At 73.6% G+C, this 18,852-nt stretch carries 16 protein-coding genes; 8 read left to right on the top strand and 8 right to left on the bottom strand.

Annotated features, from left to right (window positions below):
- Nucleotides 1-26 precede the first annotated feature (26 nt).
- Nucleotides 27-848 carry a helix-turn-helix transcriptional regulator gene (locus K8Z49_RS31775; RefSeq protein ID WP_075021366.1) on the top strand — a complete coding sequence of 274 codons (822 nt, stop codon included), beginning with the start codon at nt 27-29 and terminating at the stop codon, nt 846-848.
- Here K8Z49_RS31775 and K8Z49_RS31770 read toward each other — a convergent pair.
- The 3 genes from K8Z49_RS31770 to K8Z49_RS31760 form a co-directional block, all read right to left on the bottom strand.
- Nucleotides 794-2,215, bottom strand: coding sequence for an MFS transporter (locus K8Z49_RS31770; RefSeq protein WP_412515926.1), 1,422 nt, complete (start codon nt 2,213-2,215; stop codon nt 794-796). The genes K8Z49_RS31775 and K8Z49_RS31770 overlap by 55 nt on opposite strands.
- Nucleotides 2,216-2,528: 313 nt before the next feature.
- Nucleotides 2,529-3,764, bottom strand: coding sequence for an alanine racemase (locus K8Z49_RS31765; RefSeq protein WP_075021274.1), 1,236 nt, complete (start codon nt 3,762-3,764; stop codon nt 2,529-2,531).
- Nucleotides 3,765-4,529 carry an ABC transporter permease gene (locus K8Z49_RS31760; RefSeq protein ID WP_021595340.1) on the bottom strand — a complete coding sequence of 255 codons (765 nt, stop codon included), beginning with the start codon at nt 4,527-4,529 and terminating at the stop codon, nt 3,765-3,767.
- An 83-nt stretch (nt 4,530-4,612) separates the two neighbouring features.
- Here K8Z49_RS31760 and K8Z49_RS31755 point away from each other — a divergent pair, with 83 nt between their 5' ends.
- Complete coding sequence (locus tag K8Z49_RS31755; RefSeq protein ID WP_244938795.1) at nt 4,613-5,449, top strand: polysaccharide deacetylase family protein; 837 nt, start codon at nt 4,613-4,615, stop codon at nt 5,447-5,449.
- A 16-nt stretch (nt 5,450-5,465) separates the two neighbouring features.
- Here K8Z49_RS31755 and K8Z49_RS31750 read toward each other — a convergent pair whose 3' ends face one another.
- Nucleotides 5,466-7,625, bottom strand: a complete 2,160-nt coding sequence (locus K8Z49_RS31750; RefSeq protein ID WP_412515925.1) for an MMPL family transporter — start codon at nt 7,623-7,625, stop codon at nt 5,466-5,468.
- A gap of 209 nt (nt 7,626-7,834) precedes the next feature.
- Here K8Z49_RS31750 and K8Z49_RS31745 point away from each other — a divergent pair, with 209 nt between their 5' ends.
- From K8Z49_RS31745 to K8Z49_RS31735, 3 genes are all read left to right on the top strand, one after another.
- Nucleotides 7,835-9,133: a sensor histidine kinase gene (locus tag K8Z49_RS31745; RefSeq protein ID WP_235206473.1), complete on the top strand. Its 1,299-nt coding sequence runs from the start codon at nt 7,835-7,837 to the stop codon at nt 9,131-9,133.
- Nucleotides 9,097-9,741 (top strand): response regulator, encoded by a 645-nt coding sequence (locus K8Z49_RS31740; protein WP_021595336.1) that lies wholly within the window; start codon nt 9,097-9,099, stop codon nt 9,739-9,741. Before K8Z49_RS31745 ends, K8Z49_RS31740 begins: the two co-directional genes overlap by 37 nt.
- A gap of 82 nt (nt 9,742-9,823) precedes the next feature.
- On the top strand, nt 9,824-10,690 hold the full coding sequence (locus tag K8Z49_RS31735; RefSeq protein WP_111832624.1) for a hypothetical protein: 867 nt from the start codon (nt 9,824-9,826) through the stop codon (nt 10,688-10,690).
- On the opposite strand, the gene K8Z49_RS31730 is transcribed toward K8Z49_RS31735, so the two are convergent.
- Nucleotides 10,687-11,460, bottom strand: a complete 774-nt coding sequence (locus K8Z49_RS31730) for an enoyl-CoA hydratase/isomerase family protein (protein WP_021595334.1) — start codon at nt 11,458-11,460, stop codon at nt 10,687-10,689. The two genes, K8Z49_RS31735 and K8Z49_RS31730, sit on opposite strands and share 4 nt — an antisense overlap.
- Nucleotides 11,461-11,824: 364 nt before the next feature.
- Here K8Z49_RS31730 and rho point away from each other — a divergent pair, with 364 nt between their 5' ends.
- A complete protein-coding gene (gene rho / locus K8Z49_RS31725; RefSeq protein ID WP_083597645.1) occupies nt 11,825-13,063 on the top strand; it encodes a transcription termination factor Rho in 1,239 nt (412 codons plus the stop codon).
- Between the two features lie 34 nt (nt 13,064-13,097).
- Here the strand turns inward: rho and K8Z49_RS31720 are convergent, their stop codons facing one another.
- Both K8Z49_RS31720 and K8Z49_RS31715 read right to left on the bottom strand, forming a co-directional pair.
- The gene (locus tag K8Z49_RS31720) at nt 13,098-14,702 is read right to left on the bottom strand and encodes a serine/threonine-protein kinase (protein WP_081842742.1); all 1,605 of its coding nucleotides are present in this window, start codon (nt 14,700-14,702) and stop codon (nt 13,098-13,100) included.
- A gap of 117 nt (nt 14,703-14,819) precedes the next feature.
- The gene (locus K8Z49_RS31715; protein ID WP_021597379.1) at nt 14,820-16,394 is read right to left on the bottom strand and encodes an acyl-CoA synthetase; all 1,575 of its coding nucleotides are present in this window, start codon (nt 16,392-16,394) and stop codon (nt 14,820-14,822) included.
- Nucleotides 16,395-16,614: 220 nt separating this feature from the next.
- Here K8Z49_RS31715 and sigE point away from each other — a divergent pair, with 220 nt between their 5' ends.
- On the top strand, nt 16,615-17,142 hold the full coding sequence (sigE, locus tag K8Z49_RS31710) for an RNA polymerase sigma factor SigE (RefSeq protein WP_021597380.1): 528 nt from the start codon (nt 16,615-16,617) through the stop codon (nt 17,140-17,142).
- A gap of 48 nt (nt 17,143-17,190) precedes the next feature.
- Nucleotides 17,191-18,006 carry an alpha/beta fold hydrolase gene (locus K8Z49_RS31705; protein ID WP_021597381.1) on the top strand — a complete coding sequence of 272 codons (816 nt, stop codon included), beginning with the start codon at nt 17,191-17,193 and terminating at the stop codon, nt 18,004-18,006.
- On the opposite strand, the gene K8Z49_RS31700 is transcribed toward K8Z49_RS31705, so the two are convergent.
- Entirely contained in the window at nt 18,003-18,809 is an 807-nt protein-coding gene (locus tag K8Z49_RS31700; RefSeq protein ID WP_412515924.1) for a dienelactone hydrolase family protein, read from the bottom strand. The genes K8Z49_RS31705 and K8Z49_RS31700 overlap by 4 nt on opposite strands.
- Between the last annotated feature and the right edge of the window lie 43 nt (nt 18,810-18,852).

Raw genomic sequence — 18,852 nt, 5'->3', positions numbered from 1 at the left:
GGGTCGTGCAGGGCATGCTCGGAGGCATGGGCGATGACGCGGGAGCCGTCCGGTCGGCGGTGCTGACCCTGCACCGCACGACGGGGCTGCCCATGGTGTTCGGCGGCGCGCTCAGCGGCCAGGACCGGCTGCGCATCACCGAGCTCGTCGGCAACACGACCGACTCGCTGAACGGGCTCGTCGTCCGGCAGGGCAACGGGCTCGGCGGCAAGGCGATGGCCATGGGACGCCCGGCGTGGGTGAGCAACTACCCGTGCGCGGCGTCGATCAGCCACGACTACGACAAGCCCGTCGGGCGCGAGGGGCTGCTGTCGATCGTGGCCGTCCCGATCGTCGTGCGGCGGCGGTGCCGCGGCGTCATCTACGGCGCGCTGCGCGAGCCCCTGTCGCTCGCCGACCGGGTCGTGGGCGCGGCCGTCCAGGTCGCCCGCGACCTCGAACAGGACCTCGCCGTCCAGGACCGCGCGGACGAGGCGCTGGCGCGGGCGCGGCCCGCCACGTCAGCGGCGCGCTGGGAGGAGGTCCGGGCGGTGCACGCCGAGCTCCGGGCGCTGGCCGAGCAGGTCGGCGACGCGCCGACCCGCGACCGGCTGCGGGAGGCGTCGCTGCGCCTCGCGGCTGCGGGCCTGGAGGAGCCGGACGGGTCCCCCCGCCCCGTCCTGTCGCCGCGCGAGCTGGACGTCCTGTCCTACGTCGCGCTCGGCTGCACGAACGCGGAGGCCGCCGAGCGCCTGGGCCTGCTGCCGGAGACGGTGAAGAGCTACCTGCGCTCGGCGATGCGCAAGCTCGACAGTCACACCCGCCTGGAGGCCGTCACCACCGCCCGCCGTGCGGGCCTGCTGCCCTGACCGTCGCGCCGGGACGCCCGGTGCCCGGCGAAGGACGCGGCCGCCGCGGCGAGGGCCGTCGCGCCGAACCCGAGCAGGACGACGGTCAGCGCGTGCGCGTGGCCGCCGGGGACGCCGAGGTAGAGCGTCCCGAAGACGGCGATGCCCGCGACGCCGGCCAACTGGAAGTTCATGTTGACGATGCCGCTGAGATCGGCCGCGTGCCGGGCCGGGACGGCGGCCGTCAGCCGCCCGAGCTGCGGCGCGAACCCGAGGCCGAGGCCGAGCCCGCCGAACCCGAGCAGGATGGCGAGCGCCGTCCCGTCCGCGTGCGTCAGCCCGATCGCCGCGTACACCGCCGCGAGCAGCAGGTAGCCGGCGACGGGCGCGCGTTCGGCGGCGCGGGCCGGCAGGCGCGGCACGAGCGGCCCGGCGACCCCGAACGCGGCGACCCACGGCACGAGCACCATCCCCGAGAAGAGCGCGCTGCGCGCGAGCCCCTGCTGCAGGTAGAGCGCGAGGACGAACAGCAGCGCGTAGAACGTGCCGGTGGCCGCGCCGAGCGCCGCCAGCGTCCACGCCACGACGGGGCGGGCCAGCACACCGAGGTTGAGCAGCGGAGTCGCGACCCGGCGCTGCCGGCGGGCGAACAGCGCGAGCACCGGCGGGCAGGCCGCGAGGGACGCCCACGTCCAGGCGGGCCAGCCCGTCTCCCGCCCGAACAGCAGCGGGACGATCGCCAGCAGCGTCGCCGCCGACAGCAGCGCGACCCCGCCGAGGTCGAGCCGCCTCCCCGCACCCGGCGTGTCCGCGGGCAGCAGCCGCGCCCCGGCCGCGAGCAGCACGATCCCCACCGGCACGTTGACCAGGAAGATCGGACGCCAGCCGAGGCCGGACAGGTCGGCCGTGACCAGCACGCCGCCGAGCACCTGGCCCGCCACCGCGCCGCCGGACAGCGCGACGGCGAGCATCCCTTGCGCCCGCGCACGCGCCGTACCGGTGAGGTGGATCTGGATGCCCGACAGCACCTGCGGCACCATCAGCGCCCCGGCCGCGCCCTGGGCCAGCCGCGCCGCGACCAGCGCCCCGGTGGACGGGGAGAGCCCGCACCCGAGCGACGCCAGCGTGAACGCGCCGAGCCCGAGCAGGAACATCCGCCGGTGCCCGCGCACCTCCCCCAGCCGGGCGCCGGTGACGAGCAGGACGGCGTACGCGAGGGTGTAGCCGGAAACGATCAGTTCGAGGGCGCCGCCGGACGGCCGGAGGTCGTGGTGGATGGAGGGCGCGGCGACGTTCACGACCGCGATGTCGACGTTGACCATGAACTGGCCGGTCAGCAGCACCGCGAGCATCAGTGCGGGTCGCGCGGGCCCGGTCGTCGAGCACATGGCCGGTGAACACCGGCCGCCGCCACCGGGTTGCGGTGGCAGGCCGGCGGGCCGGAGGGAACCGCGGGGCCGCGCGGTTTCTTCCGGTGGATCGGGCCCGGCGACGGGGTCAGCGACGCGCGGTACGGGCGTCGTCCAGCACAGATCGGCCCCCGTGGCGCACTGCCTGGACAACGGGCACCACTCGCCGGCTGCGCCGGGCCGTGATCGCACGGCCGTCCCGCCTCGTTCCGGGCTGGACGTCCGGCCCCCGAAATGCACTGGAAACCGTAACACCTAGACGAACACGAATGTTCAGGTAAATCGGATACCGCTAGAAGTAGGTCCGGAGGTAGTCGACCACGACGGGGCGGTCCGCGCCGGCGTCGTCCACGACCGGGATCATCGTCCACTTGTCGAGCGCCGTGCAGGGGTGGGAGAGGCCGAGCCTGACCACGTCGCCGATCTCGGCGGAGGAGTCGCGGAGGAACGCGTGCTGGTCGTTGAGCGCGGTGATCCGCCCGCCGACCGGCCCCTTCCCGCGGACGAGCTGCGGCACCGGGAGCCCCTCGTCGAACGGGACGTCGCGCTTGCCCGCGTCCAGCAGCGCGAGCGCGGGCTCCGGACGGGACACCACCCGCGCCCACCCGTGCATGGCCGACCGCAGCCGCTCCCCGGCCGCACCGCGCGCGAACGGGGAGATGCCGCGGTAGAAGCCGTCGTCGTGGACGACGTACGCGCCCGACCGCAGCACGACCCGCCCTTCCGCGCCGGCGAGCACCTCCGCGACCTGGTCGAAGAACGCACTGCCGCCGACGGTCACGATCGGGTCGTCCACCTCGTACTCCAGGCTCCGGTGCAGGTTCGCGAGCCGCCGCAGGTAGGCGTCCACGGCGGCACGGCCCTTCTCGGACGCGTCGTGGGCGAGCGCGCCCTCGTAGCCGGCGATCCCGGCGAGCCGGAGCGTCCGGGCCGCGCGGACGGCGGCGGCGACCTCCCGCGCGCCGCCGTCGTCCCGGACGCCCGTGCGGCCGTGCGGTCCGCCCAGCTCGACGCACACGTCGACCTGCCGCTGGCCGCGCGCCGCCCGCAGCGCCTCGTCCATGAGCCGGACGGTGTCGGCCGAGTCGGCCCACGACGTGAACTCCGCTCCGGGGTCGCCGTCCAGCTCGGCCGACAGCCACGCGAGGCCGGCCGGGTCCAGCAGGGCGTTCGCGTACATGACGCGCCGCACGCCGAACGCGCGGGCGACCCTGAGCTGCGGCAGGTTGGCGACGGTGATCCCCCAGGCCCCGGCCTTCAGCTGCCGCCGCCACAGGGCGGGCGCCATCGTCGTCTTCCCGTGCGGGGCGAGCAGGAGGCCGGCCTCGCCCGCCCACCGCGCCATCGCCCGGATGTTGTGGTCGAGGGCGCCGGCGTCGAGGGTGAGGAGCGGCGTGCCGAAGTCGTCCAGCGGCAGCCGGGCCCGCCGCGCCGCGTCGACCGTCATCCCCTGCGCGGACGCCGGGATCGCCTTGAACCGCCAGTCGAGCAGTTCCTCGCCGAGCGCGCCCACCGCGTTGTCATGCATCTACACCCTCCTGTACGACCCGGGATCGTCGAGGCGGCCGGTGGCCACCAGCTCCAGTGTGATGAGGACGGCGACCGACTCCACGGCCAGCAGCCCGATCAGGACGAGCAGCTGGATCGCGCCCGCCTCGACGGGGTCGGCGCCGCCGAGCAGCACCCCGACGAACGCGCCCGGCAGCGTCACCAGCCCGACCGTCCGCGTCTGGTCGAGGGCGGGGGACAGCGCGAGCGCCGCCGACGACCGGCACACCTCCAGCGCCGCGTCGCGCGGCATGAGGCCGAGCGCGAGCCCGCCCTCGTACTCGCCGCGGCGCGCGGCCAGCTCGTCCAGGGCGCGCCGCCCGGTCAGCCCGGTCGCCGTCATCGCGCCGCCGATGAAGATCCCCGCGATCGGCAGCACCGCCACCGGGCGGGACGGCACCAGCCCCGTCGCAAGCAGCAGCGCCAGGACGGGCGCGACCCCCGCGGCGATCGGCAGCGCCGTCCACCGGCCGGGCCCGCGGGCCGCCCCGGTGACGCGGCGGCCCGCCGTCATCGTCGCGACCACGACCATGCCCGCGACGAACGCGGCGGTCCAGCCGGCGCTGCGCAGCACCGCCGCGATGAGCAGCGAGACGGCGGTGAGCTGCGCGGCGGCCCGCGCCGCGACGACGAGGACCTCCCTGCCGGGACCGAGCCCGCCGGCCCTGACCAGCAGCGCGGCGACGGCCGCGAGGGAGGCCAGGACGAACGCCAGCAGCGGCCCGACCTGCGGCGCCGCGTTCACGCCCGCGCCCTTCCCCGCAGGTGAGCCGATTGTGATCCCATAGGCCTCTCCTACCCCCGCAAAACCCCGATAGCGTTGGACTTGTGGAGGTTGAGGACTCAGGTGGGGCGTCCCGCCGCAAAGCTCTCTGGTTGATGGGCGCGGCCGCCGGACTCGCCGCACTCGGCGCGGACTCCGCGCGCACGTCCGACCCGACCCGGGGCCCCGGCTGGGCGACGGCGACGCCCCGCGCGCGGCCGGTCATCCATCCGACGCCGACCCCCACTCCGACCCCGACGCCGCGGCCCGCGGCGTGGACGCCGGCGAAGCTCACCGCGACGGAGAAGCCGATCCGCGAGCTGACGGAGCTGTCCCCGCCGCCGCCCCCGACGTCGATCGCGCTCACCATCGACGACGGCCCGAGCCCGATGTGGACGCCGCGGATGCTGGACCTGCTCGCCGAGCACGAGGTCCGCGCGACGTTCTTCATCATCGGCGAGCAGGTGAAGGAGTTCCCGAAGCTCACCCGCCGGATCGCCGACGCGGGCCACCAGATCTGCAACCACACCGAGACGCATCCGATCTCCATCGGCGGCATGTCGCGCAAGCGGGTCCGCAAGGAGATCGTCGAGGCGCACGACCGGATCGCCGACGTCACCGGCGTCGTCCCGCAGTTCTTCCGGTCGCCCGGCGGCGCCTGGTCGAAGACGGTCCTGGAGCTCGTCGCCGAGCACGACATGCTGCCGGTCGACTGGGCCGTCGACCCGCGCGACTGGGCCCAGCCCGGCGTCGGCCGCATCCGCCGCTCGCTCCTCAAGGGCAAGGCGGGCAACATCATGCTGGTCCACGACGGCGGCGGCGACCGGTCCCAGACCCTCAAGGCCCTGAAGACCGTCATCCCGAAGATGAAGAAGCGCGGCCTGACCTTCGTCGCCCTCTGACGAGCCCGGCGGCGCACTAGGTTTGCGGGACGAGCGGCTCGGGCGCCGGGGCGGGGTCCTCGCCGTGCGTGACGCCGGGCAGCCACCCCAGCCAGCGCGGAAGGTACCAGTTCGCCCGCCCGAGCAGGGACATGACGGCGGGCAGCAGGACCACCCGGACGACCGTCGCGTCGATCAGCACCGCCACGGCGAGGCCGACGCCGAGCTGCTTGAAGTCCTGCATCGACAGCGTCCCGAAGATCCCGAACGTGGCGATCATGATGACGGCGGCGCCGGTCACGACGCCGGCCGTGGCGCCGATGCCCTCCCGGACGGCGCGCGTGGTGTCCAGGCCCCGGTCGTAGGCCTCGCGGATCCGGGAGACCACGAAAACGTGGTAGTCCATCGACAGCCCGAACAGGACCACGAAGACGAACAGCGGGATCCAGGACTCCAGCGCGCCGGCGCCCTTCGTCCCGACCAGCCCGTCGCCCCAGCCGTGCTGGAAGACCGCGACCATCACTCCGTAGGCGGCGCCCACCGACAGCAGGTTGAGGACGATCGAGCACAGCGCGATCGGCAGCGACCGGAAGAAGACCAGCATCAGCAGGAAGGTGATGCCCATGACGAACAGGAACACCGGGACGATGCTCGACTTCAGCCGGTCGTTGTAGTCGACCGACCAGGCGAGCTGGCCGGTGACCGGCGCCTCGCCGACCTTCCCGACGGTCTGCGGGACGATCCGCTCCCGCAGCGTCCCCAGCGCGTGCTTGGACGCCGCGTCCGAGCCCGTCCCCGTTAGCGGCACCTCGATCTCCGCGATGTTCTCCCGCCCGTGCACGGTGACGTCGATCGGCTCGTTCATCTCGCCCGACGCGACCGCCCGCCGCTTCAGGTCGGCGATCGCGGCCTGGACGCGCGGCGCGTCGATGTCGCGGGCCTTCACCACGACGACCGCGGGCTCCGGGTTCCCGGGGAACGCCTGGTTGAGCCGCGTGTAGGTCTGCGCGATCTCCTCGCCGGGCGGGATCTGCTGGTCGACGCGGAGCCGCTCGGTCTTCATGCCGAGTGCGGGCGCCGCCAGGGCGAGCAGCAGCCCGGCGGACAGCACGGCCGCGATCCCGGGACGCGCGAGGACGGGCCTCAGCATCGTCCCGACCAGCCCGGCACGCCCCTCGCGGCGCCCGGGAAGGCGGATCCGGCCGAAGTCGACCTTGTCCCCGAGCAGCGACAGCAGCGCCGGCAGGACGGTCACCGAGCCGAGCATCGCGATGAACACCACGAGGATCGTCGCGATCGCCATCGCCTTGAACAGCAGCAGGCCGGACAGGAACATCCCGGACATCGCGACCATCACCGCGAGGCCGGAGACCAGCACCGAGCGTCCCGAGGTGGCGGCGGCGATCGCCAGCGCCGCCTCCCGGTCGCTGCCCCGGCGCCGCTCCTCCCGCTCCCGCTGCAGGTAGAACAGGCAGTAGTCGACGCCGACGGCGAGGCCCATCAGCAGCATCACCGAGTTCGTCGTCTGGTCGACGTGCAGCGCGTGGCTGGCGAACGCGAGCAGCCCGCCGGCGGCGAGGAACGCGGTGAAAGCCAACACGACCGGCAGCACCGCCGCGAGCAGCGCCCCGAACGCGACCAGCAGAATGCCGAGCGCGAGGGGCACGGCCGTCATCTCGGCCCGGTGGAAGTCGTCGCCGAGCGCCTTGTCGAACCAGGCGTCGGCCGTGGCGCCGCCGAACTCCCCGATCCGGACGGACGGGTTGTCGCGCTGCGCCTTCTCCACCGCGCCCCGGATGGCGGGCAGCGGATCGTCCGGCGTCTCCTTGACCGTGAACTGCACGATCACGTGGCGGCGGTCCTTGGACGTCACGTCCGGACGCAGCTCGGTGATGACACCGGTGGCCGAGACGTTCGCCCGCACCGCCGCGACCGCCCGCCGCATCTCGGGCGAGTCCGCCGCGACGCCCGAGAGCAGCACGGTCTCGTGGTCGGGGTCCTCGACCCCGGCGTCCGTGAGGATCTGCACCGCCCGCGCGGACTGCCCGGTGCCCTGCTCGTGGTCCTCCATCGTCACCTGGCCGGCCGCCCCGCCGAGCACCGAGGCGAGGACGACGAACAGCAGCCAGCCGAGGATGGCGGTCATGCGGTGCCGCGCGCTCCAGCCTCCGAGCGCCGCGGCGAGATTCCGTTCCATGGGGGTCCCCTGAGTGGTCGAATGCGGGGTGGCACCTATGAAGCTAGGAAGCCCGCACCCGCCGCGACATGGGGCTGGACGGCGTCAGGGGGTGTACTCAACTACACCGCCGGGCCGGGTTGCGGGCACACTGTGCACAGGGACGCCCGCCGGAAGACTGGACGCCAGACGGCAAGCGACCCGCGGAGGACCCGGTGGACGGTGGACTGGTGAAAGAGACTCGGTTGCAGCAGCACGTCCGGGCACCCTGGCGAGGCCTGGCCCTGTGGCTGCTGAGCGTCCCGGCGACGCTCGTCGGCCTGTGGTTCATCACGGTCATCTCGATGATCACGAGCTTCGTCGGGGTGCTGCTGTTCCCGTCCGCGGCGATGCTGCTGCGCACGCAGCTCGACGCCTACCGGGAGCGCATCAACCGGTGGACCGAGGTCCGGATCGAGCGCCCGTACCTGCCGGAACCCGAGCAGGAACCCGGCCTGAACGGCATGTTCAAGCGGTTCGTCGCGCTGATCTCCGACCCGGCCACCTGGCGCGACTACCTCTGGGTCGTCGCCGACCCGTTCGTCGCGATGTTCACCGCGGCGCTGCCCGGCCTGCTGATCCTGTACGGGATCTGGGGGTACGCCCTCGCCGCGTTCGCCGGCGGGATGATCGGCCACTACGGCGGGAGCGAGTGGTACACCTACATCCACATCACCGAGGGCTATGACCAGGACACCGGGCGGGTCCTGTCCACGGTGGCCGTCGCCACCGCCTGCATCGCCGCCGGGTACTTCATGGGCCCGAAGATGATGAACGCCTACGGGCACTGGGGCCGCGCCGTCCTCGGCCCGACGCGCAAGTCGGAGCTGGCGCTGCGCGTCCAGCACCTCACCGAGACCCGGTCCGACGCGGTGGACGCGTCCGCCGCCGAGCTGCGCCGCATCGAGCGCGACCTGCACGACGGCGCGCAGGCCCGGCTCGTCGCGATGGGGATGAGCCTCGGCGCGATCGAGCACCTGCTCGACAAGGACCCGGAGAAGGCCCGCACCCTGCTCGCCGAGACGCGCGCGTCGTCGGCGAAGGCGCTGCACGAGCTGCGCGACCTCGTCCGCGGCATCCACCCGCCGGTGCTCGCCGACCGCGGCATCGGCGACGCGGTCAAGGCCCTCGCGCTCGACCACCCGATGCGGGTCGAGGTGTCGGCGGACCTGCCGGCCCGGCCCGAGCCGCCGGTCGAGTCCGCCGCCTACTTCGCGGTGTCGGAGATCCTCACCAACGCGGCCAAGCACTCCGGCGCGTCCCGCGTCTGGGTCGACATGCGGTACGAGCGGGGCATGCTGCGGATCAGCGTGACCGACGACGGCCGCGGCGGCGCGTCCCTCGACGGCGGCGGCGGGCTGCGCGGGATCGAACGGCGGATCGGTACATTCGACGGCGTCCTCGCCCTCAACTCCCCCGTGGGCGGCCCGACGATCGTGACCATGGAGCTGCCGTGCGCGTTGTCCTCGCCGAAGACCTCGCCCTCCTGAGAGCGGGCCTCGTCAGTCTCCTGGAGTCGCACGACTTCGAGATCGCGGCCGCCGTCGACAACGGCCCCTCCCTGCTGAAGGCACTGCTCGACCACCGCCCGGACGTGGCGGTGGTCGACGTGCGCCTGCCGCCGTCCTTCACCGACGAGGGACTGCAGGCGGCGCTGGAGGCGCGGCGGCAGGTCCCGGGCCTGCCCGTCCTGGTGCTGTCGCAGTACGTCGAGCAGCTGTACGCCCGGGAGCTGCTCGCCGACGGCACCGGCGCCGTCGGCTACCTGCTGAAGGACCGGGTGTTCGACGCGGCCCAGTTCGTGGACGCGGTCCGCCGGGTCGCCGCGGGCGGCACCGCGATGGACCCGGAGGTCATCTCCCGGCTCGTCGCCAGCAACACCCGCGACACCCCGCTGGCCCGCCTCACCCCGCGCGAGACCGAGGTCCTGGAGCTGATGGCGCAGGGCCGCTCCAACGCCGCGATCGCGGAGAAGCTCGTGGTCACCGAGCGCGCCGTCACCAAGCACACCGCGAACATCTTCGCCAAGCTCGACCTGCCCGTCACCGGCGACGACAACCGCCGCGTCCTCGCCGTCCTCGCGTACCTCAACCGCTGACGGCGCCCCGCACGTACCGCGGGTACCCGGGGCCACGCCGATTGGCATAGTCTGCCCGGCGAGCAGGCCCGGGGAGGGCGCGATGACGGTGATTCTGGTTCTGCTGTGCCTGGCCATCGCCGGGCGGGAGCTCTACCTGGCGTTCGAGCGCAGGCGCACGCCGGGCGCGCCCGAGATCGCCGACATCCGCACGCAGCTCCGCGCGCTCAAGGGCACCCGCGACGAGCTGGAGTCGTTCCGCGCGTCCCAGCAGGACCGCCTCGACCGGCTCACGGCCGAGCAGGACCGCGACCGGGAGGCGCTCGCCGAGACCGACGCCCGGATCAGGTCGCTGATCACGCAGATCAACGACCGGCTGGTGCCGGACGTCAGCGACCGGCTCAAGCGGCAGCGGGAGGCCGCCGACGAGCAGCGGGAGGCCGTGGACCGGCTGTCCACCGAGATCACCGGGCTCCGCGCGCACCTCGTCGGACGGCTCGACGGTGCCGTGGCCGCGTCCCTCGGCGCCGACCCGGCCGACCTGGTCGCCGGGGCCCTCACGGTCGTCCCGGCCGGGGCGCGGCCCGCGCTGACCGGCCCCTACGAGCGGTTCGCCGAGCATCACGGGCTCCGCGTCGAGCTGACCGACCGCGACCGCTACTACCTGTCCGGACGCAGCCCGCGCGGCCTGGAGAGCGACTTCCTCGACCTCGTGGCCGCGATCCGGGAGAACTGCACGGAGACCACCGGGAAGGCGCTGACCCTGCTGGGCGCGCTGCGCGACACCGGGCGGGGCGGCGCGCAGGTCGGGCCGCTCGTCATCGTCCGGACGCCGGAGTCGCTCGTGTGCGGGGTGCTGCCGCTCGCCGAGCTGCTCCGCCCCGAGGCGGCCCGGCTGCTGGACGACCCGGCCGGCACGGCCGCGCGCCTGCGGCGCCTCCCGCGGGGCCGGTTCTGCGAGGCGCCCTAACGCGCCGGGGACGTCCAGGTGAACGCGGGCGCGCGGCGTTCGAGGAACGCGGCGACGCCCTCGTCGACCTCCCCGCTCGCGGCGACCTCCGCGTGCCACCGCCGCGCCCTCTCCTCGACGGGGCCGGCGGCGACGATGGCGTCCACGATGTCCTTGGTCGCCTGCTGGGTCAGCAGGGACCGGGACGCGAGCGTCGCGGCGAACGCGGCCACGCGTGCCGCCAGCCCGCCCGCCGGGACGACCTCGTCCAGCAGCCCGACGCGCAGCGCGTGCGCGGTGTCGATCAGGTCCGCCGAGTACAGCAGGTACTTCGCGGCGGCCGGCCCGACCAGCCCGACCAGCCGGGCCGTCGCGGCGGCCGGGTAGACGATGCCGAGCCTGGCCGGCGTGACGCCGAACCGCGCGCCCTCCGCCGCGAACCGCAGGTCGCAGGCCGCCGCGAGCTGGCAGCCGCCGCCCACGCAGTACCCCTCGATCGCGGCGAGGGCCGGCTTCGGGAACGCGGCGAGCGCCCGCTCCGCGACCGTCGCCAGGTGCGAGTCGTCGGAGCGGTGGATGTCGGCCAGCTCGGAGATGTCGGCGCCCGCGCAGAAGTTCCCGCCGGCACCCGTCAGCACCACGACCCGGACGTCCGGGTCCGCGGCGAGACCGTCCAGGATGCCGGGGAGCGCCCGCCACATGTCCGCCGACATGGCGTTCCGCTTGGCCGGACGGTCGATCGTGACCGTCCCGACGCCTCCGGCGACCTCGTAGACCAGCCCCTCGCCCATCGTCCTCCCTCGCTCTGCCGCGACCGCGATGCTAGCGACCGGGTCCGGCACCGCCGTCACTGACCTTGGGGGAATGCGGAAGGGTCTTCCGGTGCTGTACTGTCAAGGCAGCACCTCCGGATGTCCGCGACTTGCATCGGGAGTGCTTCTTCCCCGCCCGGGCCATCTGAGAGCCCGGTGATTCTCCGTTCCGCACGCTGCAAGGCGTGCGGGATCGCCGCACCAAGGGAGCCACGTCAGCCCGGTGAACCGAGCTGCATTCCTCGCATTCCCCTCGCGTACGCGCCGCGGGTTCCGCCGCCGTACGCGGGATTCGACCCCGGGCGGCGCGGAGCGTTCCGCGCCGGCCTGAGAAGGGACCCGCATGTCCACTTCCACACTCACCTCCGAACCCCCCGCCACCGGCCGCAAGGCGCCGACGCGGTCCCCGTCGCACGGCGTGCCCGCGCAGAGCGCCCGGAAGGGCGGGCAGCAGGGACGGCGCGCCGCCGACGATGCGCCGGCCGTCCCGTTCCACGGCCTCCTCGTCGTCCAGGACAAGCACGCGTTCGTCCGCACGTCCGGCTACCTCGCCGGGCAGGACGACGTGCACGTCTCCCTCGCCCAGGTCAAGGCGCACCACCTGCGGCCGGGCGACGCCGTCGCCGGCACCGCCCGGCCGCCGAAGTCCAGCCGGGAGAAGCACTCCTCCCTCGCCCGCGTGGAGACCGTGAACGGCCTCCCGGCGGCGGAGGCGGCGCACCGGCCCGAGTTCGGCAAGCTGACCCCGCTGTACCCGGACGAGCGGCTGCGCCTCGACACCGGGCCGCTCGCGACCCGCGTCATCGACCTGGTCGCGCCGATCGGCAAGGGCCAGCGCGGGCTGATCGTGTCGCCGCCGAAGGTCGGCAAGACGATGGTGCTGCAGGCCGTCGCGAACGCGATCGCGCAGAACAACCCCGAGGTGCACCTCATGGTCGTGCTCATCGACGAGCGGCCCGAGGAGGTCACCGATCTGCAGCGGTCGGTCCGCGGCGAGGTGATCCACTCGACGTTCGACCGGCCCGCGCAGGACCACACGGCGCTCGCCGAGCTCGCGATCGAGCGGGCCAAGCGCCTCGTCGAGCAGGGCCACGACGTCGTCATGCTGCTCGACTCGATCACCCGGCTCGGCCGGGCGTACAACCTCGCGGCGCCCTCCAGCAGCCGCATCCTCGCCGGCGGTGTCGCGACCACCGCCATCTACCCGCCGAAGAAGTTCTTCGGCGCCGCCCGCAACATCGAGAACGGCGGCTCGCTCACCATCCTCGCCACCGCCCTGGTGGAGACCGGGTCCCGCATGGACGACGTCTTCTTCGAGGAGTACAAGGGCACCGGCAACATGGAGCTGAAGCTCGACCGGGGCCTCGCCGACCGCCGCGTCTTCCCCGCCGTCGACATCGAGGCGTCCGGCACCCGCCGCGACGAGCTGCTCATGTCGCCCGAGGAGCTCGCCCTCTCGTGGCGCCTGCGCCGCGCCCTCCAGGGGCTGGAGAGGCAGCAGGCCGTCGAGCAGCTCCTGGAGAAGATGAAGGGGACCTCGTCCAACGCCGAGTTCCTGCTCCGCCTCCAGCAGACGACCTGACCGGGCCGCGGGGCCCAGTCACCCGTCCTTGGCGTCACTCGCCCTTCTCGGGCTTGAACGATCTGAGGATCCGGTCGTAGAGGCGCTGGCCCGGCGTCCAGTCCGGATCGGGCGCCGAGAAGCAGAACTGGTAGCCGGCCGCGCGCCCGCACAGCACGTGCCGGACCTCCCGGGCGCCTTCGCGCCAGGTGAACTCCCATTCGGCGGCGCCCGCGACGACCTCGGGCACCGGTTCCAGCCGCAGCCGCCGGTAGCCGGGGTAGCGGTGCTCCGCCAGCGCGCCGCCCTCCTCCGCGCGCAGCCCCGCCAGCGGGTCGCCGGGGGCCGGGGAGATGCGCAGCCCCCGTTTCGAGCCGATGTCCCTCCAGGTCATGACCTTGCCGCGCCGCTCGGCCTGCCACCCCGCCGGCACGCGCACCGAGTAGGCCCCCGCCTCGTGGTAGCGCGCCGTCTTCGCCGTCACGCCCGCCGCCGGGCGCAGCGCGACCGCGTCGCCCTTGCCGATCGACGTCCACCGGGCCGTCCAGGTGCCCGCCCCGGCCGCGAGCGCCGCGAGGACCGCCACGCTGGCGACCGCCCCCGGACGCAGGCGCCGCCCCCGGGGCAGGACCGGGGCCGTCCAGCGCGACCCGCACGGCGGAGCGCCGCCGGGCCGCCTCCCGTCACGCAGCGTCCACGGGACGCGCGGGCCCCGGAACGTGCGCGCCCGCGCCGCCGCCGGCCGGGACGCCCTGCCCCGGAAAGGGATCCGGGGCGCGGAGAAACGGCGCGGGCGGGGGACCACGGCCCGGGTGAGGCCCGATTCCGGGACGGTTCCGATGACGTTCCGCAACATTTCCGCGGTCGCTTCGGCCGTCAATCTGTCATCCGGATTCTGCCGCAGCAGCCCTTCGATGACGGGAGTGAGCGGCCCGGCCCTCACCGGGCGGGCATAGTCGCCCAATAGGACGGCCACCATGGACGCGAGAGCATGGCAACGCAAGAACGGCGAGAAACCCTCGACCGCCATGTAAAGCGTCGCTCCGAGTGCCCACAGGTCGGACGCCTCCACGCTCGGCTGGCCGTTCACCCGTTCCGGCGGGAGGTACGCGGGGGAGCCCTCGATGCCCGCGAGCAGCGTGTCGGCCGGTTCGGGGCCCTTGCCGTTGTGGACGGCCAGGCCGAAGTCGCTGAGCAGGACCCGCCCGTCGTCGCAGATCAGGACGTTGCTGGGCTTGACGTCGCGATGCAGGATGCCCACCGCGTGCGACGCGCGGAGCACCGACAGCACCGCGGCGCCGATCTCCGCGGTCCGCCGGACGCCGACCGGGCCGCCCTCCGTGACCAGCCGGTTCAGTGAGCACGCCTCCAGGAACTCCATGACGATCCACGGGCGACCGCCCTCGACGATGAGGTCGTGGACGGCGACGACGCCCGGATGGCGGAGCGCGGCGGTGGCGCGCGCCTCGCAGAGCAGGCGCCGGCACATCACCCTGCGCTCGCCTTCGGTGATGCGCGGAGGGAGCTGCACCTCCTTGACGGCGACGTTCCGGTCCAGCATCTCGTCGTAGGCCCGCCAAACGGTGCCCATGCCGCCCCTGCCGACCACGGAGAGCAGGCGATACCGTCGCGCGAGCGGAATCAGCCGATCCCCACTCATGCCGGAGGTAATCGCCGGAACGCACCCAAGGCACGCTCCCTCGGCATCAATTGATTCTTGACCGGTGCCTGCCCGGGAAAAGGGGCGGGGGCGTGGTATAAGCCACGCCCGCGCAATTCACGCGAGGACGCTCTTCGCCCACTTGTAGTCGGACTTGCCGACGGCCGTGCGCTGCACCTCGTCCACCACCGTGATCTGCCGCGGCAGCTTGTAGCCGGCGAGGCGGCCGCGGCAGTATTCGGTCAGTTCCTCAAGCGTGATCGTGCTGCCGGGACGCGGCGCGACGACGGCGGCGACGCGCTGCCCGAAACGCTCGTCCGGCAGGCCGACGACGACCGCGTCGTACACGGCGGGGTGGTCCTTCAGCGCGACCTCGACCTCCTCCGGGTAGACCTTCTCCCCGCCGGTGTTGATCACCAGGGAGCCGCGGCCGAGGAGGGTGATCGTGCCGTCCTCCTCCAGGCTCGCGTAGTCGCCGGGGATCGACCAGCGGGTGCCGTCGGCGGCGGTGAAGAACGTCGACGCCGTCTTCCCGGGGTCGTTGTAGTAGCCGAGCGGGATGCGGCCGCTGCGCGCGAGCCGGCCGGTCCCGCCGGGCTTCACCGGGTTCAGGTCGTCGTCCAGGACGGTGATCCCCGGCTTCATCATGAACCGGGCCGTCCCCTCGTTGCCGCCGACGGACGGCCCGCACGCGCCGGTCTCCGAGGCCCCGTAGTTGTCGAGGAACATGATGTCCGGCAGGTGCTCCTGGAGCGCCGCCTTGGCGCCCTCCGTCAGCGGCGCGCCGCCGGACGCGATCGCCATCAGCGAGGACGTGTCGTGGCCGCCGCCGGCCAGGGCCTTCGCGACCGGCCGCGCCATGACGTCCCCGACCAGCATCAGCACGTTCGCCCGCTCCTCGGCGAGCAGCCGCAGCGCCCGGTCCGCGTCGAACGCGCGGTCGGTGTAAAGGACGACCTTCGCGCCGCTGAACAACCCCATGCACGCGACCCACTGCCCGGCGCCGTGCATCACCGGCGCGCAGTCCAGGACGGCCATCGCGGGCTGGTCGGCGTTGGCGGCGATCTCCTCCGGGGCGCCGATCGGGTCTCCGAGGACGTTCCCGCCGCCGAGCGCGCCGAAGAAGATGTCCTCGCAGCGCCACTCGACGCCCTTCGGGTAGCCCGTCGTGCCGCCCGTGTACATGATGTAGCGGTCGTCGCTGGACCGCTCCGGGAAGTCGGCGCCCGGGTCGGCCGCGGCGAGCGCCTTCTCGTACTCGACCGCGTCGGGGATGTCGTCCGCGCACCCGTCCTCCAGGACGACGACGTGCCGCAGCTTCGGCAGTTCGGCGCGGATCTCCTCCACCGTCGCCAGCAGGGACCGCTCCCCGATCAGCGCGACCGCGTCGGAGTCGGCGAGGACGTGCCGCAGCTCGGCGGCGACGTACCGGAAGTTCACCGGAACCGGCACGGCGCGGATCTTGAACGCGCCGAACATCGCCTCGATCCACTCGGCCCGGTTGTGGGCGAGGATCGCGACGTGCTCGCCCGGCCGGACGCCGGCCGCCGCGAGATGGTGTCCGACCCGGCTCGCCCGCTCGTCCAGCCGCCGGTACGTTCGCCGCTCGTCCCCGGCCACCAGGGCGGGGCGGTCCGGCCCCGCCTCGGCGAGGATTTCGAGCAGGTCGGCCAGGTTGTAGCTTCGCGCCATGCCACGTCCTCGCGGTGTCGGGGTGGGAACCGTCCCGATCCTCTCCGCGGACGGCCGGCGAACTCAATCCTTGTTGGCGTTCCGTCCAATGAGATGAATCACACACCGGATGCCCTCATCCGGCCACCCCGGCGGTCCTTACACGGCTCTTATCCGGGTACCGGCATGCTTGGCCGTAACGATTCAGTATCAGACGGGGGTAGTGGTGAGCGCAGGCGCGATGGCGTGGACCCCGCCGACGTGGGAGGAGATCGTCAGCGAGCACTCGACCCGGGTGTTCCGGCTGGCGTACCGGCTGACCGGCAACCGGCACGACGCCGAGGACCTGACGCAGGACGTCTTCATCCGGGTCTTCCGTTCGCTGTCCTCCTACAGCCCCGGCACGTTCGAAGGCTGGCTGCACCGCATCACGACCAACCTCTTCCTCGACCGAGCCCGCCGCAAGCAGCGGATCCGGTTCGACGCCCTCGGCGACGACGCCGCCGAGCGCCTCCAGGGCCGCGAGCCGTCCCCGGCGCAGGCCTACGACGACCGGCACCTCGACCACGACATCCAGAAGGCGCTGGACGGGCTCGCCCCCGAGTACCGCGCCGCGGTCGTGCTGTGCGACATCGAGGGCCTCTCGTACGAGGAGATCGCCGCGTCCCTGAACGTCAAGCTCGGCACCGTCCGCTCCCGGATCCACCGCGGCCGCGCCCAGCTCCGGACCGCCCTGGAGCACCGCAGGCCCGCCGAATGCACGCAGTGACGAGCATCACTAGTGACCGCTGAGTAACTTCCGGCCTACCCTGCGGCCGTGGACATCGTCTTCGAGCGCCGCGGCGAGGGGCCGCCCCTCGTCCTGCTGCACGGCATCGGCCACCGCCGCCAGGGCTGGGCGCCCGTCATGGACCTGCTCGCCGCCGAACGCGAGGTCATCGCCGTCGACCTGCCCGGTTTCGGCGACTCCCCGCCCCTCCCGCCGGGCACCCCCTACACGCTGGACGCCGCCGTCTCCGCCCTCGCGGAGTCCTTCGCCGGCCTCGGCCTGGACCGGCCGCACATCGCGGGCAACTCCCTGGGCGGCCTGTTCGCCCTCGAAGCCGCCGACCGCGGCCTCGCCAGCTCCGCGACCACCCTGTCCCCGGCGGGCTTCTTCAACGCCCTCGAACTCCGCTACGGCATGTCGGTGCTGCGCGCCTCGCGCCTCGGCGCCCGCGTCCCGGAGACGTTCCTCACCCGGCTGGCCCGCTCGCCGCGCCGCCGCGCCCTGATGTTCGGCATGATCTACGGCCGTCCGGACCTGATGGACGTCGAGGCCCTCACCGGCGACGCCCGCGCCCTGCGGAACGCCCCCGGCTTCGAGCCCACCCTCCGCGCCGGCCGCACCACCCGGTTCCTCGGCTCCTGCGCGGACGTCCCGGTCACGATCGCCTGGGGCACCAAGGACCGCCTGCTCCTGCGCAGCCAGGCCATCCGCGCCCAGCGCCGCCTGCCCCACGCCCGCTTCGTCTGGCTGGAGGGCTGCGGCCACGTCCCCATGGCCGACGACCCGCAGCTTGTGGCGAAGGTCCTCCTCGAAGGCAGCGCCCACCCCCTGCTCACCGCCCGCCCCGAGGCCGCCGCGTCCTAGGGCTTCAGGCGTTCGGTCAGGAAGGCGAGGATCTCGTCCCTGGCCCGCACCGTGGGATGCCCGTCCTCGTCGACGAGATGGGCGGTGACGACGCTGTGCGGCGTCCCGACCACGTCGCGGAAGAACGGCGGCGGATCGGTGTTGGCGGCGCCGCCCGGCAGGACCCGCCCGTCGAAGGCATCACCGAGCAGCGCCTGGTAGGCGGCGAACCGCTGCCCTGTGCACCAGCGGTCGTTGTCGAAGCGGTAGGCGAGCACCTTCACCCCGTCGCGTGCGACCCGGTCCCTGACCGCGCGGGCGTCCTCGTCACTGAGCTCCAGCCCGGCGGGATCGTCCAGCGGCAGCGACGGATGGTTCACGACCGGCGCGATGACGGCCGGTTCGAGCGCCATGGTGAGGGCGAAGTTCCCCGTGAAACACAGCCCGATCGCGCCGACCCCCGGCCCGCCGCACTCGGCGTGCGCCCGCCGCGCGAGCCCCCGCAACCACGCCGTGACCGGACTGGTGCCACCCCCCGCGAACGCCCGGAACTCGGCGCTGACACACGCCCGCCGCACGATCTTCTCGCCGCTCCCGGCCGTCGGATAGGCACCGTCGACGCCGAACAGCGAGGGCACATGGACGGTGAACCCCGCGTCCCGCACCCACCGCGCCAGCCGGAGGACGTCCGGGCTGATCCCCGGCATCTCCGGCATCACCACCACGGCAGGCCCCGCCCCCGCGCTGTAGACCGTCTTCACCACCCCGTCGACGTCCACGCCCCGGCGGCCGAAGTCCCCGATCGCATCGCTCTTCTCACTCATGGCGACAAGCGTGGTCCTACGCAGCGCACACCGGTGATGGGCC

The sequence above is a fragment of the Actinomadura madurae genome (genome assembly GCF_047130825.1).
Lineage (GTDB): Bacteria > Actinomycetota > Actinomycetes > Streptosporangiales > Streptosporangiaceae > Spirillospora > Spirillospora madurae.
Note: the sequence above shows the minus strand (reverse complement) of the source record. Positions and strands in the feature narration are given on the sequence as shown.

What these genes read in the sequence shown, in the direction of transcription:
- K8Z49_RS31775 (WP_075021366.1), top strand. Translation starts at nt 27, where the DNA reads ATGGGCGATGACGCGGGAGCCGTCCGGTCGGCGGTGCTGACCCTGCAC.
- K8Z49_RS31770 (WP_412515926.1), bottom strand. Translation starts at nt 2,215, where the DNA reads ATGTGCTCGACGACCGGGCCCGCGCGACCCGCACTGATGCTCGCGGTG.
- K8Z49_RS31765 (WP_075021274.1), bottom strand. Translation starts at nt 3,764, where the DNA reads ATGCATGACAACGCGGTGGGCGCGCTCGGCGAGGAACTGCTCGACTGG.
- K8Z49_RS31750 (WP_412515925.1), bottom strand. Translation starts at nt 7,625, where the DNA reads ATGGAACGGAATCTCGCCGCGGCGCTCGGAGGCTGGAGCGCGCGGCAC.
- K8Z49_RS31735 (WP_111832624.1), top strand. Translation starts at nt 9,824, where the DNA reads ATGACGGTGATTCTGGTTCTGCTGTGCCTGGCCATCGCCGGGCGGGAG.
- K8Z49_RS31730 (WP_021595334.1), bottom strand. Translation starts at nt 11,460, where the DNA reads ATGGGCGAGGGGCTGGTCTACGAGGTCGCCGGAGGCGTCGGGACGGTC.
- rho (WP_083597645.1), top strand. Translation starts at nt 11,825, where the DNA reads ATGTCCACTTCCACACTCACCTCCGAACCCCCCGCCACCGGCCGCAAG.
- K8Z49_RS31720 (WP_081842742.1), bottom strand. Translation starts at nt 14,702, where the DNA reads ATGAGTGGGGATCGGCTGATTCCGCTCGCGCGACGGTATCGCCTGCTC.
- K8Z49_RS31715 (WP_021597379.1), bottom strand. Translation starts at nt 16,394, where the DNA reads ATGGCGCGAAGCTACAACCTGGCCGACCTGCTCGAAATCCTCGCCGAG.
- sigE (WP_021597380.1), top strand. Translation starts at nt 16,615, where the DNA reads ATGGCGTGGACCCCGCCGACGTGGGAGGAGATCGTCAGCGAGCACTCG.
- K8Z49_RS31700 (WP_412515924.1), bottom strand. Translation starts at nt 18,809, where the DNA reads ATGAGTGAGAAGAGCGATGCGATCGGGGACTTCGGCCGCCGGGGCGTG.